A 16,838-nucleotide genomic window follows, 5' to 3' on the forward strand; every position below is an offset into this window, starting at 1 on the left:
AGCTATAATCGCGGGACTGTTTTCCGGTATGCCTATGCAATCCACGACTCCTACGTCCCCGCCTCCTGCCCCGGAGCCGAAGAAGCGGCCCTGGTGGCTGAAAGTCCTGCTCGGCTTCGCCGCGATGTGCGTGGCCCTCGTCGTGGCCGGCGGCCTCGTGCTCGGCTACGCGCTCGTCGTGGCCTGGCCCAACATGCCGTCGCTCGACGCGCTGACCGACTATCGTCCCAAGGTGCCGCTGCGCATCTATACGTCCGATCACGTGCTGATCGGCGAATTCGGCGAGGAGCGCCGCGACGTCGTCCATTTCAAGGACGTGCCCGACTCGCTGAAGAAGGCGATCCTCGCGATCGAGGACGCGCGCTTCTACGACCACGGCGGCGTCGATCTCACGGGCATCATCCGCGCCGGCTTCGTCGCGCTGACGAACGGCCATGCGTCGCAGGGCGCGAGCACGATCACGATGCAGGTCGCGCGCAACTTCTTCCTGTCGAGCGAGAAGACCTACACGCGCAAGATCTACGAGATGCTGCTCGCGTACCGGATCGAGCGCGCGCTGACGAAGGATCAGATTCTCGAGGTGTACATGAATCAGATCTATCTCGGCCAGCGCGCGTACGGCTTCGCGAGCGCCGCGCGCGTGTATTTCGGCAAGGACCTGAAGGACATCACGCTCGCCGAAGCGGCGATGCTCGCGGGGCTGCCGAAGGCGCCGTCCGCGTACAACCCGGTCGTCAATCCGAAGCGCGCGAAGGTGCGCCAGGAATACATCCTGCAGCGGATGCTCGAACTGAACTTCATCACGCGCGAACAGTACGACGAAGCCTCCGCGCAGCCGCTCGTCGTCAAGGGGCCGGGCCGCGATTTCAGCGTGCATGCCGAGTACGTCGCGGAAATGGTCAGACAGATGATGTACGCGCAGTATCGCGAGGAAACCTACACGCGCGGCTTCAACGTCGTCACGACGATCGATTCCGCGGACCAGCAGGTCGCGTACACCGCGCTGCGCAAGGGCATCATGGATTACGAGCGCCGCCACGGCTATCGCGGGCCGGAAGGCTTCATCGAGCTGCCGGCCGGTGCCGACGATCGCGAACAAGCGATCGACGACGCGCTGCTCGAGCATCCCGACAACGGCGAGCTGATCGCGGCGGTCGTGACGGCCGCGAACCCGCGCCAGATCACGGTGGCGTTCATCGACGGCAGCACCGCGACGATCGAGGGCGACAACCTGCGCTTCGCGTCGGGCGCGCTGTCGGCCAACGCGCAGCCGAATCGCCGCATCCGCCCGGGCGCGATCGTCCGCGTCGTGAAGAACGACGCCGGCAAGTGGTCGATCACGCAGTTGCCGCAGGTCGAAGGCGCGTTCCTGTCGATCGTTCCGCAGGACGGGGCGATCCGCTCGCTCGTCGGCGGCTTCGACTACAACAAGAACAAGTTCAATCACGTCACGCAGGCGTGGCGGCAGCCCGGTTCGTCGTTCAAGCCGTTCATCTACTCGGCGTCGCTCGACAAGGGCCTCGGGCCGGCCACCGTGATCAACGACGGCCCGCTGTATTTCAGCGCCGCGGAAACGGGCGGCCAGCCGTGGGAGCCGAAGAACTACGGCGGCGGCTTCGAGGGCCCGATGTCGATGCGCACCGCGCTGCAGCGCTCGCGCAACCTCGTGTCGATCCGGATCCTGAACCACATCGGCACGAAATACGCGCAGCAATACATCACGCGCTTCGGCTTCGACGCCGACCGCCATCCCGCCTACCTGCCGATGGCGCTCGGCGCCGGCCAGGTCACGCCGCTGCAGATGGCCGGCGCGTACTCGGTCTTCGCGAACGGCGGCTACCGCGTCAATCCGTACCTGATCGCCGAAGTCACCGATCCGAACGGCGCGATCGTCGCACGCGCGCAGCCGCTCGTCGCCGAGCAGAACGCGCCGCGCGCGATCGACGCGCGCAACGCCTACGTGATGAACAGCCTGCTGCAGAGCGTCGCGCAGCGCGGCACCGGCGCGCGGACCAACGTGCTGAAGCGCACCGACCTCGCGGGCAAGACCGGCACGACGAACGATTCGCACGACGCGTGGTTCGCCGGCTACCAGCACACGCTCGCGGCGATCGCATGGATCGGCTACGACAATCCGCGCAGCCTCGGCGATCGCGAAACCGGCGGCGGCCTGTCGCTGCCGGTCTGGATCGACTACATGGGCGCCGCGCTGAAGGGCGTGCCGGAGTTCAAGCCGGCGGTACCGGACGGCGTCGAATCGCTCGGCGGCGAACTGTATTTCACCGAGTTCACGCCCGGTCACGGCTTCGTGTCGACGGTCGGCGTGCCGCAGGCGCCGGCCGCGCAGAACGTCGACGAGGCCGTGCCGCACGTCGACGAACAGGAAAAGCAGGACATCATGAACCTGTTCCGCGGCCACTGACCCGCGGCCACGGCCATGAAAAAAGCGCCCCGCGGGGCGCTTTTACTTTGGGTGCGACGTATGGGGCGCAGCGCCCCGGCCGTCACGCGCTGAACGTGATCGGCAGGCCGGCCTGCTGGGTCGCGTACTCGGTGAGCGCCGAGAAGAACTCGGTGCCCGTGCGCGTATCGCGCCATGCGCCGTCGACGAAACGGTAGTGGAATCCGCCCGCCTTCGCGGCGATCCACACTTCCTTCATCGGCGGCTGCAGATTGACGATGATCTTCGAGCCGTTCTCGAACGTCAGCGTGAGCACGCTGCCGTTGCGCTCCAGATCGATGTCGTGATCGCCGTCGTTCGCGACGTCCACGGTACGCTCGACGGCCGCCAGCACGGCCTCTGCACGGGCCAGGTATTCAGTATCGGACATGCTAAACTCTATCGGTTAAATTGTTCAGGGACGATCATGCGAGTCGTTTTCCGGATGAGCGCGATTGTAGCGGCTTTGGCGATTCTTGCCGGCTGCGGTCAAAGCGGCGCGCTCTATCTGCCCACCGTGCCCCCGATGCCCAAGCCGATCCACCAGCAGGACACGCCGCCGTCGGACGTGAAACCGACCGACGAAAACGCGTCGTCCGACGAGTCGCCCGACACGTCCGGTTCGCCGCTCACGCTGTCGCCCGAGCTGTCGAGCAGTGCATCGACCATGCCCGCCCCGGCATCGGGCCCGACCGCCACGAAGTAACGACGCGAGGCCGCCCGCGCGGCGCTCGAAACGAGGCGATGACTCCCCGGTCATCGCCTTTTGTTTTGCGCGGCCGCCTCGTCACGCGCGCACGCGCCGCCATCCCCACGCAACCAGCCGCCAGCCGAGCAGCGCGGCGACGATCGCCGCGTAGAGCTTCGGCTGCGCGAGATCGTGCTTGCCGGCCCGCATCCACCAGAAGTGCAGCACGCCGAACAGCGCGATCGCGTAGATCGCGCTGTGCAGCGTCGCCCAGTGGCGACCGAGCCGGCGCACCATCGCGCGCGGCGACGTCGCGGCAAGCGGAATCAGCAGCACGAACGCCGCGAAACCGACCGTGATGAACGGGCGCTTGCCGACGTCCTTCAGGATCGCGACGACGTCGAACCACTTGTCGAACCACAGATAGGTCGTGAAATGCAGCATCGCGTAAAAGAACGCGAACAGCCCGATCATCCGGCGAAAGCGCAGCAGCGGCGCGAAGCCTGTCATGCGCCTGAGCGGCGTGACGGCAAGCGTGATGCACAACAGCACGAGCGTCCACAGGCCCGTCGAGCGCGTGATGAATTCGATCGGGTTCGCGCCGAGCCGGTCGGTCAGCCCGAACAGCACGAGGCGCGCGAGCGGATAAAGGCCGGCCGCGAATACCAGCACCTTGGCCGGTGCGAGCCAGCGCGGCGCGGCGCGGGCCGCACCGGCCCGCGCCGTACGTGCGTCCGGTCCGGCGCCTGCAGCACGCGCAGGCGTGAGCGTCGAAGGCGGCATGTCGTTTCTCACGGTCGCGCTCAGAAATTCTTCTTCAGGTCCATGCCCTGATACATCGATGCGACCAGGTCGCCGTAGCCGTTGAACATCAGCGTCTTGCGCTTCGGCGTGAAGAAGCCGTCCTCGCCGATGCGCCGCTCGGTCGCCTGGCTCCAGCGCGGATGGTCGACGTTCGGGTTCACGTTCGAATAAAAGCCGTATTCGTTCGCCGCGTACGTGTTCCAGCTCGTCTTCGGCTGCTTGTCGACGAAGCGGATCTTCACGAGCGACTTCGCACTCTTGAAGCCGTACTTCCACGGCACGACGATCCGCACCGGCGCGCCGTTCTGGTTCGGCAGCACCTGCCCGTAGACGCCCATCGTCAGCAGCGTCAGCGGATTCATCGCCTCGTCCATCCGCAGCCCTTCCGAGTATGGCCAGTCGAGCACGGGCGTCGACAGGCCCGGCATCTGCGACGGATCGGCCAGCGTGACGAACTGCACGTACTTCGCGTTACCGGTCGGCTGCACGCGCTTGATCAGCTCGGACAGCGGCACGCCGATCCAGGGAATCACCATCGACCAGCCCTCGACGCAGCGCAGCCGGTACACGCGCTCCTCGAGCGGCGCGAGCTTCAGCAGCTCGTCGAGATCGAACACTTTCGGGTGCTGCACCTCGCCCTCGACGCTCACGCGCCACGGGCGCGGCCGCAGCGTGCCCGCGTTCTGCGCCGGGTCGCTCTTGTCGGTGCCGAACTCGTAGAAGTTGTTGTAGGACGTGATGTCCTTGAACGGCGTGACCTTGTCGATGGCGACGAACTTCGGGTTCGTTTTTGCCGCGAGCTTCGCCGCCCGCGCGTCGGGCGACGCATACGCGGCGAGCGCCGCGCCGCTGGTGCCGAACAGGCCGCCCGCGGCCGCGACGCCGGCCGCCTGCAACACGCGCCGCCGATTCTCGAATACCGCGCGCGGCGTGATCTCGCTCGGCGCGATATCCGCGCCGGTCAGTACGTTACGCAAAGGGCGTTTGATCCACATCGTGCAGCTCCTCCTGCATGCGTGGCACGCATGCTTCATCAGCGTTCGACCCGGCCCATCGTGCGCCGTTCGACGCCCGGTTCGCCCGCCCCGTTACAAAAGAAAACCGCCGGGCACGCAGTGCACCGGCGGTCGATAGTCGGACGAGCGGCGGAAATCTTACAGCTTGCCGTAGCTGTGCAGCCCGGACAGGAACATGTTGACGCCGAGGAACGCGAACGTCGTGACCAGCAGGCCGGTGAGCGCCCACCATGCGGCCACCGCGCCGCGCAGGCCCTTCATCAACCGCATGTGCAGCCAGGCCGCGTAATTCAGCCACACGATCAGCGCCCAGGTTTCCTTCGGGTCCCAGCTCCAGTAGCCGCCCCATGCCTCGGCCGCCCACAGCGCGCCGAGGATCGTCGCGATCGTGAAGAACGCGAAACCGACCGCGATCGACTTGTACATCACGTCGTCGAGCACGTCGAGCGTCGGCAGGCGATCGGCGAGGATTCCGCGTTCCTTCATCAGGTACGCGACCGACACCATCGCCGACAGCGCGAAGCTGCCGTAGCCGATGAAGTTCGCCGGCACGTGGATCTTCATCCACCAGCTTTGCAGCGCCGGCACGAGCGGCTGGATCTGCTGCGCATCGCGCGCGACCGAGTACCACATCAGGAACCCGACCGCCGCGCTGATGACCAGCAGCACGAACGCGCCGAGCGAACGCGTGCCGTAGTGGCCTTCGTAATACAGATAAAGCAGCGCGGTGATCAGGCTGAACAGGACGAACACCTCATAGAGGTTCGACACGGGGATATGCCCGACGTCCGCTCCGATCAGGTAGGACTCGTACCAGCGCACCATCAGCCCCGTGAAACCCATCAGCACCGCGACCCACGTGAGCTTCTGGCCGATCGCGGCGCCCGTTTCGGCGCGCGCGAGCAGGCCGATCCAGTAGAAGATCGTCGCGAGCACGAACAGCGCGCTCATCCACAGGATCGCCGACTGGCTCGACAGGAAGTACTTGAGGAAGAACGCCGAATCGGCGCGGGCAAGATCGCCCTGGTAGATCTGGATCGACAGCAGCGACAGCACGGCGATCGACGCCATCATCAGCCGCGCGGGCTTCCAGCGCCAGCCGAGCGCGACGAGCGCCGGCACGGTGCCGATCATCACCGCCTTGTCGTAGTAATCCATGTGCGCGTTGTAGTGCACGAGCGCATAGCCCGCGCCCGCCACCAGCGCCAGTGCGAACAGCCAGTCGAACACCGACAGGCGCGCGAGGAACGGACGGTCGTCGAACAGCGGCGACGATGCCGGCGCCGGGGCCGACGCCGTACGGGAAGAGGAAACTTGCGTGAGATCCATGATGTTACCGGGTGGAATTCTCGGAATCGGAACCGCCGCCGGCAGGCGGGCGGGCCGTCGACGCCGCACCGGCGGGCGCGGCATCGCGAGGTGCGGCGCGCAATGCGGCGCCGGCCGCGTCGCGCGTCTGCACGAATTCTTTCTCGAAATCGAAGGTCTTGCGGGCCGTGGACATTGCCATCACCACATCGACGCCCGAACCGGCGTCCTTCAGCCAGAACCAGAGTCGCCGCTCGCGCACGTAGAACATCGAGAAGATGCCGGCGACCAGCAGCAGGCTGCCAAGATACACCAGATTCTTGCCGGGTGCGCGCGTCAGCTGAAATACCGAAGCTTGCACCTGCTTGAAGGAGTCAAGCTGCAAGTAGACCGGCGATCCATACAAGAAGCTGTCGGATAGCGCGTTGATCGCGTTCTGCACGAAGCGGATCGTGTCGGTGCCCTGCTGCGCGGCCGGCTCGCCGGCACGCTCGCGCGCGATCTGCCAGACTTCCCACATCGAGCCCTCGAGCATCCGCAGCAGCAGGCTCGCGGCCTTCTCCTGCTCGCCCTTCGGCACCGAGCGGTCGATGAAGGTCGCCACCGCCTGGAAGCCGCCGACCGGCTGGCCGTCCGCGCCGCGGCCGACGCTGTCGTCGCTCGCCGCAAAAAGGGTCAGCACCTTCGACGCGCTGTCCTGCAGGCGGCCGCGCAGCGATGCGTCGCCCGGCAGCGAGCGCTGCGCGAAGCGCGCGGCGGCCTCGGTGCGCACGGCCGGATCCTCGAGCGCGGCGCGCAGGCGCATCCATTCGCCGATCGAGTCCTGACTGTCGGCCGGAATCCGCATGTAGCGGAACGGATCGTTCGGGCTCGCGCGCACGCCGGCGAGGAACACGCGCTCGCCGTTCATGTCGACGGGCAGCATGTAGTTGTTGAATTCGCGCGCCTGGCCGTCCTTGCCGCGGATCTTGTACTGCACCGACGGGCCGATGTTGTGGAGCTGCGTCGGCTTCGACGTCTTCGCGCCCGAGCCGAGCCGCTCGTCGAACACCTCCTTCAGCGAGCTCGTCGTCGCGACGCCGCGCACGTCCGGCTTGCCGTTCGCATCGGCCATGTTCTCGACGTTGATCGCGCGGAAATCGGAGAACTCGATCGTGTCGCCGTCGGCACCCGGGACCTGCAGCGGCGCTGAACTGCCGATCGTGCCCTTCACGGGGACGGTCGCCGCATTGCTGCCGGTCATCGGATAGGCCGTCATCTGCATCTGCGAGCCGCCGTCCTGGAAGCTCGACTGGTAGATCGACACGCCCTTGTACGTGAACGGCTTGTTGACCTCGACCCGCGCCGGGATCTTCCGGCCGGTCTCGCGATCGATCACGACGATGTCGCTCGCGAACAGCTTCGGCATGCCCGTCGTGTAGTAATCGACGATGAACTTGTCGAGCTGGATCGAGAACGGCAGATCCTGGATCAGCGAGCCGCTCGGCTGGTTCAGGATCGCGGTCGACACGAACTGGCCCTCCGGCACCCACGCGTAGCCGCGGAAGGTCGGGTTCGACGCGGACAGCCGATGGTCGGGCGAGATCTCGCTGATCGTCGCGCTCGTGTTGACCGGGCTCTTGCCGAACATCCACATCTGGAATTTGATCGGCAGGTTGCTGTCGAGCAAGCCGCCGATACAGATCACGACGATCGCGAGGTGCGCGGAGATATAGCCCCACTTGGTCATCGCGCCGCGCTTCGCGGAGATCAGCGTCGCGCCGTCGGTTTCACGCACGACGTGCTTGTAGCCGGCCTTCGCGACGAACGTGGCGAGCGTCGCCGCGACGCTCGCACGCGTGCCGGACGCCGTGTATTCGGCCTTGTGGTGGAAGGCGCGCAGGCTGCCTTCGCGGACCTTGTCCTTCCAGCTCTTCGCGTCGGCGAGCATCTTCGGCGCGTTGCGGATCACGCACAGCGAGATCGACGCGACGAGGAAGATCAGGATCAGCATGAACCACCACGCGCTGTACACGTTGTACAGGCCGAGCGAGCGGAAGATGTCCGCCCAGAACGGCCCGAACTGGTTCACGTAGTTCGGATACGGATCGTCCTGGGTCAGGACCGTGCCGATGATGCTCGCAATGGACAGCACCACGAGCAACGCGATCGCGAAGCGCATCGAGCTCAGCAGCTCCACCGCACGTTTCGACGCACCCTGACTCGACTTCGACTGCAACCCCGACGTGGTAACGCTCATTCAAACTCCGACTAAGGGGACCCAGCCCCACGCTCACTATGTTCGCCGTGGGGGGCGCAGCCCCCCATCGCCTGCAAGCCTTTCCATCCCGGCTCGGCCCGGCGAGTGCCGACAAAAAAGAAGGGCGAGGCAACCGCAACGGCGCGGCGCCCCACCCTTTTCTTGTTCTGACGCCGGCCGCCCTTCGGGCGCCCGGTCATGCCATTCGCGGCCGACCGCTCAGCGCAGGCCCGCGATGTAATCCGCGACGGCCTTGATCTCGGTATCCGACAGCCGCGACGCGATCTGATGCATCGCCTCGTTGTTGTTGCGCGCGCCGGCACCCTGCTGGAACGCGGTCAACTGCGCGACCGTGTAATCGGCCCACTGCCCCGACAGACGCGGGTACTGGACCGGGATCCCCTGCCCCGTCGGCCCGTGGCAGCTCGCGCAGGCCGGTACGCCCTTTTCCGCGATGCCGCCGCGATAGATCTTCTGGCCGACCGGCACGGTCGCCGCATCGCGTGCGGTACCGAGCTTCGTCGTCTGCGACCCGTAGTACGCGGCGACGTTGCGCATGTCGTCCGCGCTCAACGCGCTCGCGAATCCGACCATCACCGCGTTGTTACGCACCGGCCCCTTCGCGCCCGGCTGCGTCTTGAAGTCGTTCAACTGCTTGACCAGATATTCGGGATGCTGGCCGGCGAGCTTCGGGAAACTGCCCGACGCGCTATTGCCGTCGGCGCCGTGACACGACGCGCAGACCTGCCCGGCAATCGCCTTGCCGCGGTCCAGATCCGGCTTGGCCGCATCTGCCGCGTTTGCCTCCGCTACGAAACCTACGAACCCTGCTGCAACCTGAAGCACCATCAGAGACTTGCACAGTCGATTCATTCGCACACCCTGTTTCGTCTTGTGGGAATTTGAGGTTCTGCAAAAAACGACGGCGTCCAGTCTACCGCAGAAGCCACATAAAAGCGCGAGGCAGGCGCCCGGTGGCCTTCGGTAAAACCGTCGTATTGTACAATATCGTGCTGAAAGCTCCCGCGCCTATCGGGGCTACCCCGCCTCCACCAAGCGGCTCGCGCCGCCCGTCCTTCCGGTTCCCATGGCCTTTCTGCTCCATCAAGCCCGCTTCTACACGACCGTCAACCATCTGCGCGACCTGCCGCCGACGGTCCAGCCGGAAATCGCGTTCGCGGGCCGCTCGAATGCCGGCAAGTCGACGGCGATCAACGTGCTGTGCAACCAGAAGCGGCTGGCCTTCGCGTCGAAGACGCCCGGCCGCACGCAGCATATCAACTACTTCTCCGTCGGCCCGGCCGCCGAGCCCGTCGCGAACCTCGTCGACCTGCCCGGCTACGGCTACGCGGAAGTGCCCGGTGCCGCGAAGGCGCACTGGGAAATGCTGCTGTCGTCCTATCTCGCGACGCGCTCGCAGCTCTGCGGCCTGATCCTGATGATGGACTCGCGCCGTCCGCTGACCGATCTCGATCGACGGATGATCGAGTGGTTCGCGCCGACCGGCAAGCCGATCCACACGCTGCTGACCAAGTGCGACAAATTGACGCGCCAGGAAAGCATCAACGCGCTGCGGACCACGCAAAAGGGGCTCGATGCGTATCGCGACCAGGGCGTCCAGGGCAAGCTGACCGTCCAGCTGTTCTCCGCACTGAAGCGCACGGGGCTCGACGAAGCGCACGAGCTGATCGAGAGCTGGGTGCGGCCGTCTGCCGCCGACGAAAAAAACGCGCCTGTAGCACAATGATCGGGCAACGCGCGGCCGGGCTCGGCGGCGCGCACCTGACGGCGCCTGCGGATTCGGCCGGCTCATAAAAAAACCCGCCGTTTAACGGCGGGTCAAACAGCCTAATCGAAAAACGACAGGCACCCGCTCAGGGAGGAGAAGCGGGGAGCTGCACGCAACGCGTGCCGCTCGATCGCTATCATATACCAACGATCTCGAAAATGACCTAAGGGTTCCGTAAGGCCCTTCTTGCCCTGATTTCTGCCCAATCGCCATGAGCTTCCATCCGCTTCACCGTCCGCGCCGGATGCGCCGCGACGACTTCTCCCGCCGCCTGATGCGCGAAAACCGCCTGACCACCGACGATCTGATCTACCCGGTGTTCGTCGTCGAGGGCACCCACCAACGTCAGCCCATCCCGTCGATGCCCGGCGTCGAGCGCGTGTCGGTCGATCTGCTGATGCACGTCGCCGAGCAATGCGTCGAACTCGGCGTGCCCGTGCTGTCGCTGTTCCCGGCCATCGAGCCGTCGCTCAAGACGCCTGACGGCCGCGAAGCGGCCAATCCGGAAGGCCTGATCCCGCGCGCGGTGCGCGAGCTGAAGAAGCACTTCCCCGAACTCGGCGTGCTGACCGACGTCGCGCTCGATCCGTACACGAGCCACGGCCAGGACGGCGTGCTCGACGAGCGCGGCTACGTGATCAACGACGACACGATCGAGATCCTGGTCGACCAGGCGCGCGCGCAGGCTGAAGCCGGTGTCGACATCGTCGCGCCGTCGGACATGATGGACGGCCGCATCGGCGCGATCCGCGAGATGCTGGAAAGCGACGGCCATATCCATACGCGGATCATGGCCTATTCGGCGAAGTTCGCGTCGGCGTTCTACGGCCCGTTCCGCGACGCGGTCGGCTCGGCCTCCAACCTGGGCAAGGGCAACAAGATGACCTACCAGATGGATCCCGCGAACAGCGACGAAGCGCTGCGCGAAGTGCGTCTCGACATCGACGAAGGCGCCGACATGGTGATGGTCAAGCCCGGCATGCCGTATCTCGACATCGTGCGCCGCGTGAAGGACGAGTTCCGCTTCCCGACCTACGTGTACCAGGTGAGCGGCGAATACGCGATGCTGAAGGCGGCCGCGATGAACGGCTGGCTCGACCACGACAAGGTCGTGCTCGAATCGCTGCTCGCGTTCAAGCGCGCGGGCGCCGATGGCGTGCTCACGTACTTCGCGCTCGATGCCGCGCGTCTGCTGAAAGCGCAACGCTGATCGCGCCGCCAAGCGCCAGCAAAAACGGCGGCACACCTCGGTGTGCCGCCGTTTTTTTGTTTACCGTCGATCGACTCAATCAACCGGCCCGCCTTCTCCGTTCGCCGGTTCGCGCCGGCGGCCCACCGTCATACCGTCGGAACGGCCGCCCGGTCGAGGCTGCGCAGGAACGTGTCGGCCGCCTGATAGCCGACCACGCGGCCGATCTCGTTGCCGTTGCGATCGAAGAAGATGATGCCGGGCGGCCCGAACAGGTTGAAGCGCTTGAGCAGCGCCTGATCGTCCGCGTTGTTCGCGGTGACGTCCGCACGCACGAGGTGAAGCTGCGCGAGCCGCGCCTGCACACGCGCGTCGGTGAACGTCAGATGCTCCATCTCCTTGCAGCTCACGCACCAGTCGGCGTAGAAGTCGAGCATCACGGGCCGGCCCGACGTCTTCAGCAGCGCGTCGAGTTCGCCGCTGGAGCGCACCGCGGCGAACGCGGGGCCTTCCTGCGCGGCAGCCGCGCCGGCCGTCGCCGCACCGCCGGACGCGGCCGTACGCGCGGCCAGCACGGCGAGCGGCTTGACGGGATCGGTCGAGCCCGCAGCCAGGCCCACGAGCAGCGTCGCGGCCCAGATCGCGAGCGCGGCGCCCACGCCGCGGCCCAGGCGACGCCAGATCGACGCAGCGCCGGCATGCGGCGTGAACAGGCCGAGCGCCGCGGCCGCGATCAGCAGCCACAACGCCGCGAGCACCATCTTCAGCGCGCCCGCCAGCACCGGCCACACGATCCACAGCGCGGCCGCGAGCAACACGATGCCGAAGAACACCTTCACGCCGTCCATCCACGCGCCCGCGCGCGGCAGCACCGTCCCGGCCCCGACCCCGACGACCAGCAGCGGCACGCCGAGCCCGAGCCCCATCGCGAACAGCGCCGCGCCGCCGAGCAACGCATTACCGGTGTGCGCGATGAAAGCGAGCACGGCGAACAGCGGCGCGGTCATGCACGCGCCGACGACCAGCGCCGACAACGCGCCCATCGCCGCAACCGCGACGAAGTGGCCGCCCTGGCGCGCGCCCGATGCCGCGGCCGCGCCGTTCTGCCAGCGCTCCGGCAATGCGATGTCCCTGCCCGAGATCAACGACACCGCGAACGCGGTCAACAGCACGCCGAACGCGCCGAGCACCCACGGGTTCTGCAACCATGCGCCGAGGCTCTGGCCGACCAGCGCTGCGGCAATGCCGAGCACCGTGTAGACCAGCGCCATGCCGACCACGTAGGTCAGCGACAGCGCGAAGCCGCGTGCATGCGTCGCGCGCGTGCCTTGGCCGATGATGATCGCGGACACGATCGGAATCATCGGGTACGAACAGGGCAGCAGGCTCAGCACGACGCCCGCGACGAAATAGAGCGCGACGATCGTGAAGAAGCCATGACCTTCGAGCAGCGACTGCGCGAAATCGGCGCTCGTGACCTTGTCGAACCAGCTGCCCGCGGCAGCCGTGTCGCCGGACGACGATGCAGCGCCGAGCGCGGCGCCGTCGACCTTCATCACGTGCTCGGCGGGCGGATAACAGATCCCTTCGTCCGCACATCCCTGGGACGTCACCGCGAGTTCGAACGGCCCGGCCGCCTGCTTCACCGGCACGTGGACGACGACTTCATCGCGATACGTTTCGACGTTCTTCTGGAACGTCTGGTCGAACTTCACGTGGCCGGCCGGGAATTGCGGCTCGCCAAGCGTCGCCTGGCCGCTCTTCACCGCGAACGCGAACCGCTCGCGATACATGTAATAGCCGTTGGCGATCTTGAAGCGGACGTCCACCTGCCCCGGCGATTCGCTCGCGCTGAACTTGAACGCGACCGACGGATCGAGGAAATCGTCGGCCGCGCGCGCGACGGACAGGCCGCCCAGCACGAGCACCAACGACAACAGGGCCGCAAGAAACCGCAGCGCGCGCACGCGCACCGAAAGCGCCATACCGTTAAACATGAAATAGACGTTGAGTTTCGCCGGTCACCCACTGGCCATACGCGGCCGAGGCCGTCGTCTGCCACGAAACGATTTCGGGTGTCTCGTAAGGATGATGCGCGGCAATAAATCGCTCCAGTTCGAGCGCCCGCACGGGGCTCGTCTTGAACAGCAACTGGATCTCGTCGGCCGTTTCGACCTTGCCCTGCCAGTGATAGCGCGACTTGATCGTGCCGAGCTCGGACACGCATGCAGCGAGCCGCGCGTCGAGCGCGCCGTCGGCAAGCGCCGCCGCCGTCGCCGCATCGGGGACTGTCGTCAGCATCAGCACCACTATCATTCGCGCCCTCCTAACCGTTCTACCGGCTCCTGCCGGCGCCGGTTACCCGTTCAGGGACCGCGCCGGTTGCCCCGTATCGTAGCGCAGCGCGCGCGACACTGCCGGCACCGGCCTGCGACAATCGATCGCAGCCTGCCTGCATCTCGAAAACAAAAAGGGCCAAGCAATCGCTCGGCCCCTTTCAGATACTGCTGCGTACCGGAAGCTTACTCAGCTTCTTGCACGTTTTCCGTTTCGTCGACTTCCGGACGGTCGAGCAGCTCGACCAGTGCCATCGGTGCGTTGTCGCCGACGCGGAAGCCGAACTTCAGCACGCGCAGGTAGCCGCCCGGACGGTTCGCGAAACGCGGACCGAGCACGTCGAACAGCTTCGCGACCGAGTCACGATCGCGCAGGCGGTTGAACGCGAGGCGACGGTTTGCCAGCGACGGCTTCTTGCCGAGCGTGATCAGCGGCTCGACGACCTTACGGAGTTCCTTCGCCTTCGGCAGCGTCGTCTTGATGACTTCGTGCTCGATCAGCGAGTTGGACATGTTACGGAGCATAGCCAGACGGTGGCTGCTCGTGCGGTTCAGTTTCCGCAGACCATGACGATGGCGCATTTCAGTTTCCTTGATTCAAAGTTTTGATCCAGCTCTTCTATCGCACCTCGGAGGGTGCACGGGCCGGTAGCGAAAAAAAAGCAAGATGCGGATTTTAAAGGAAAATCCGCATCTTTGCCAACTACAGCAACAACCGGGCTTACTTGTCGAGACCAGCCGGCGGCCAGTTCTCGAGCTTCATGCCCAGCGTGAGACCGCGCGAAGCGAGCACTTCCTTGATCTCGTTGAGCGACTTGCGACCGAGGTTCGGCGTCTTCAGCAGCTCGTTTTCCGTGCGCTGGATCAGATCGCCGATGTAGTAGATGTTCTCGGCCTTCAGGCAGTTCGCCGAACGAACCGTCAGTTCGAGATCGTCCACCGGACGCAGCAGGATCGGGTCGATCTGCGGTGCACGCGACGGCGCTTCGGCTGCCGTTTCCGTGCCTTCCAGCGCCGCGAACACGGACAGCTGGTCGACCAGGATGCGGGCCGACTGGCGGATCGCTTCTTCCGGCGTGATCACGCCGCTCGTCTCGATGTTCATCACGAGCTTGTCGAGGTCGGTACGCTGCTCGACCCGTGCGCTTTCGACTGCGTAGCTCACGCGGCGAACCGGCGAGAACGATGCGTCGAGCACGATGCGGCCGATGATCTTGGCCGTGTCTTCGCCATAGCGACGGACGTTGCCCGGAACATAGCCGCGACCCTTTTCGATCTTGATCTGGACGTCGAGCTTGCCGCCCTTCGACAGATGCGCGATCACGTGATTCGGGTTGATGACTTCGCAATCGTGAGCCAGCTCGATATCGCCGGCCGTCACGACGCCTTCACCTTCCTTGCGCAGCGTAACCGTCACTTCGTCACGGTTATGCAGCTTGAACACCACGCCCTTCAGGTTCAGCAGCAGGTTGACGACGTCTTCCTGCACGCCATCCAGCGTCGAGTACTCGTGCACCACGCCCGCGATCGTGACTTCGGTCGGCGCGTAGCCCACCATCGACGACAGCAGCACGCGGCGAAGCGCATTGCCCAAGGTGTGGCCGTAACCGCGTTCGAACGGTTCCATGACCACCCTCGCGTGGTTCTCGCCCAGCGATTCCACGGCGATGATCTTGGGTTTCAGCAAACTGGTTTGCATGGGCTTTCCTTTTCAATACCCTCGGCTCGTTACACCGATAAGGCTGACCGGTAACAACCAGAAAATAAACAGCCGAGGCCCCTCCTTGCGCAACGCAATCGGGGTACCTCGGCCGTCAATCGGATTAACGCGAATACAATTCGACGATCAGGCTTTCGTTGATGTCGCCTGCGATTTCAGCGCGTTCCGGCATTTGCTTGAACGTGCCTTCGAACTTCTTCGCATCGACTGCAACCCAGCTCGGCATGCCGCCTTGCTCGGCCAGCGACAGCGCTTCGACGATACGCGCCTGCTTCTTCGCCTTTTCGCGGATCGCGATGACGTCACCCGCCTTCACTTGCTGCGAAGGGACGTTTGCGACGACGCCGTTCACGGTGATCGACTTGTGGCTCACCAGCTGACGCGCTTCAGCGCGGGTCGAGCCGAAGCCCATGCGATACACGACGTTGTCGAGGCGCGACTCGAGCAGTTGCAGCAGGTTTTCACCCGTGTTGCCCTTGCGGCGATCGGCTTCAGCGAAGTAGCGACGGAACTGACGCTCCAGCACGCCGTAGATACGCTTGACCTTCTGCTTTTCGCGCAGCTGCGTGCCGTAGTCGGACGTACGTGCGCCCGAGGTACGGCCGTGCTGACCCGGCTTGCTGTCGAGCTTGCACTTGTCGGCGAGCGAGCGGCGTGCGCTCTTCAGGAACAGGTCGGTGCCTTCACGGCGGGACAGCTTGGCTTTGGGGCCGATATAACGTGCCACTTTGCATTCCTTTATCAATCAGTCACGCGGATCGGAATCCGCGCTAGTCCGCTCCCTTTGGGGCGAACGGTGGGCTTAGTCAATCAAAAAAGCAACGCCCGTCGACGCTGAGCGGCGACAGGCAATGCGCTAGCACGAACGTGCCAGCACATCCTTAGATACGACGACGCTTCGGCGGACGGCAGCCGTTGTGCGGAATCGGGGTGACGTCCGAAATCGCGGTGATCTTGATGCCGAGGCCGTGCAGTGCGCGCACTGCCGACTCGCGACCCGGGCCCGGGCCCTTGATCCGCACTTCCAGATTCTTCACGCCGTATTCCATCGCGACGCGGCCAGCCGACTCGGCTGCGACCTGAGCAGCGAACGGCGTCGATTTGCGCGAGCCCTTGAAGCCCTGACCGCCCGACGTCGCCCATGCCAGAGCGTTGCCTTGGCGATCGGTGATCGTGATGATCGTGTTGTTGAACGACGCGTGAACGTGAACCACGCCTTCAGCGACGTTCTTCTTAACCTTCTTGCGAACGCGTTGCGCCGCGGTGTTCGAAGCCTTAGCCATTACGTTTTCCTGTAACTGTCAGTTCC

The 16,838-nt window shown here is 65.4% G+C and carries 16 protein-coding genes; 4 read left to right on the forward strand and 12 right to left on the reverse strand.

What is annotated here, in order from left to right:
* Window positions 1-28: 28 nt before the first annotated feature.
* A complete protein-coding gene (locus HWX62_RS29755; RefSeq protein ID WP_175932046.1) occupies window positions 29-2,422 on the forward strand; it encodes a penicillin-binding protein 1A in 2,394 nt (797 codons plus the stop codon).
* 82 nt (window positions 2,423-2,504) lie between these two features.
* On the opposite strand, the gene cyaY is transcribed toward HWX62_RS29755, so the two are convergent.
* Entirely contained in the window at window positions 2,505-2,831 is a 327-nt protein-coding gene (gene cyaY / locus HWX62_RS29760) for an iron donor protein CyaY (RefSeq protein ID WP_059577339.1), read from the reverse strand.
* Window positions 2,832-2,867: 36 nt separating this feature from the next.
* Between cyaY and HWX62_RS29765 the strand changes: the two genes are divergently transcribed.
* Complete coding sequence (locus HWX62_RS29765) at window positions 2,868-3,146, forward strand: lipoprotein (RefSeq protein WP_175932047.1); 279 nt, start codon at window positions 2,868-2,870, stop codon at window positions 3,144-3,146.
* Window positions 3,147-3,227: 81 nt separating this feature from the next.
* On the opposite strand, the gene msrQ is transcribed toward HWX62_RS29765, so the two are convergent.
* The 5 genes from msrQ to HWX62_RS29790 form a co-directional block, all read right to left on the reverse strand.
* Window positions 3,228-3,911, reverse strand: a complete 684-nt coding sequence (msrQ, locus tag HWX62_RS29770) for a protein-methionine-sulfoxide reductase heme-binding subunit MsrQ (protein ID WP_175932048.1) — start codon at window positions 3,909-3,911, stop codon at window positions 3,228-3,230.
* 20 nt (window positions 3,912-3,931) lie between these two features.
* Window positions 3,932-4,927, reverse strand: coding sequence for a protein-methionine-sulfoxide reductase catalytic subunit MsrP (gene msrP, locus HWX62_RS29775; RefSeq protein WP_175932049.1), 996 nt, complete (start codon window positions 4,925-4,927; stop codon window positions 3,932-3,934).
* Between the two features lie 159 nt (window positions 4,928-5,086).
* Complete coding sequence (gene ccsB / locus HWX62_RS29780) at window positions 5,087-6,277, reverse strand: c-type cytochrome biogenesis protein CcsB (RefSeq protein WP_175932050.1); 1,191 nt, start codon at window positions 6,275-6,277, stop codon at window positions 5,087-5,089.
* A 4-nt stretch (window positions 6,278-6,281) separates the two neighbouring features.
* Window positions 6,282-8,495 (reverse strand): cytochrome c biogenesis protein ResB, encoded by a 2,214-nt coding sequence (locus tag HWX62_RS29785; protein WP_175932051.1) that lies wholly within the window; start codon window positions 8,493-8,495, stop codon window positions 6,282-6,284.
* 219 nt (window positions 8,496-8,714) lie between these two features.
* The gene (locus HWX62_RS29790; RefSeq protein WP_011546640.1) at window positions 8,715-9,368 is read right to left on the reverse strand and encodes a c-type cytochrome; all 654 of its coding nucleotides are present in this window, start codon (window positions 9,366-9,368) and stop codon (window positions 8,715-8,717) included.
* 214 nt (window positions 9,369-9,582) lie between these two features.
* Between HWX62_RS29790 and yihA the strand changes: the two genes are divergently transcribed.
* The gene (gene yihA, locus HWX62_RS29795) at window positions 9,583-10,242 is read left to right on the forward strand and encodes a ribosome biogenesis GTP-binding protein YihA/YsxC (protein ID WP_175932052.1); all 660 of its coding nucleotides are present in this window, start codon (window positions 9,583-9,585) and stop codon (window positions 10,240-10,242) included.
* Window positions 10,243-10,495: 253 nt separating this feature from the next.
* A complete protein-coding gene (gene hemB / locus HWX62_RS29800; RefSeq protein ID WP_175932053.1) occupies window positions 10,496-11,494 on the forward strand; it encodes a porphobilinogen synthase in 999 nt (332 codons plus the stop codon).
* Between the two features lie 128 nt (window positions 11,495-11,622).
* Here hemB and dsbD read toward each other — a convergent pair whose 3' ends face one another.
* The 6 genes from dsbD to rpsK form a co-directional block, all read right to left on the reverse strand.
* Complete coding sequence (dsbD, locus tag HWX62_RS29805; RefSeq protein ID WP_175932054.1) at window positions 11,623-13,470, reverse strand: protein-disulfide reductase DsbD; 1,848 nt, start codon at window positions 13,468-13,470, stop codon at window positions 11,623-11,625.
* Window positions 13,463-13,789: a divalent-cation tolerance protein CutA gene (gene cutA, locus HWX62_RS29810; RefSeq protein ID WP_175932055.1), complete on the reverse strand. Its 327-nt coding sequence runs from the start codon at window positions 13,787-13,789 to the stop codon at window positions 13,463-13,465. The genes dsbD and cutA overlap by 8 nt, the downstream gene beginning before the upstream one ends.
* Window positions 13,790-13,995: 206 nt before the next feature.
* Window positions 13,996-14,391 (reverse strand): 50S ribosomal protein L17, encoded by a 396-nt coding sequence (gene rplQ / locus HWX62_RS29815; RefSeq protein WP_006477175.1) that lies wholly within the window; start codon window positions 14,389-14,391, stop codon window positions 13,996-13,998.
* A 139-nt stretch (window positions 14,392-14,530) separates the two neighbouring features.
* The gene (rpoA, locus tag HWX62_RS29820) at window positions 14,531-15,508 is read right to left on the reverse strand and encodes a DNA-directed RNA polymerase subunit alpha (protein ID WP_006477176.1); all 978 of its coding nucleotides are present in this window, start codon (window positions 15,506-15,508) and stop codon (window positions 14,531-14,533) included.
* A 124-nt stretch (window positions 15,509-15,632) separates the two neighbouring features.
* On the reverse strand, window positions 15,633-16,256 hold the full coding sequence (gene rpsD, locus HWX62_RS29825) for a 30S ribosomal protein S4 (RefSeq protein WP_059577365.1): 624 nt from the start codon (window positions 16,254-16,256) through the stop codon (window positions 15,633-15,635).
* Between the two features lie 154 nt (window positions 16,257-16,410).
* Window positions 16,411-16,812, reverse strand: coding sequence for a 30S ribosomal protein S11 (gene rpsK / locus HWX62_RS29830; RefSeq protein WP_004197937.1), 402 nt, complete (start codon window positions 16,810-16,812; stop codon window positions 16,411-16,413).
* Window positions 16,813-16,838: the final 26 nt, after the last annotated feature.

The organism is Burkholderia sp. BCC0506, from assembly GCF_902833145.1.
GTDB lineage: Bacteria > Pseudomonadota > Gammaproteobacteria > Burkholderiales > Burkholderiaceae > Burkholderia.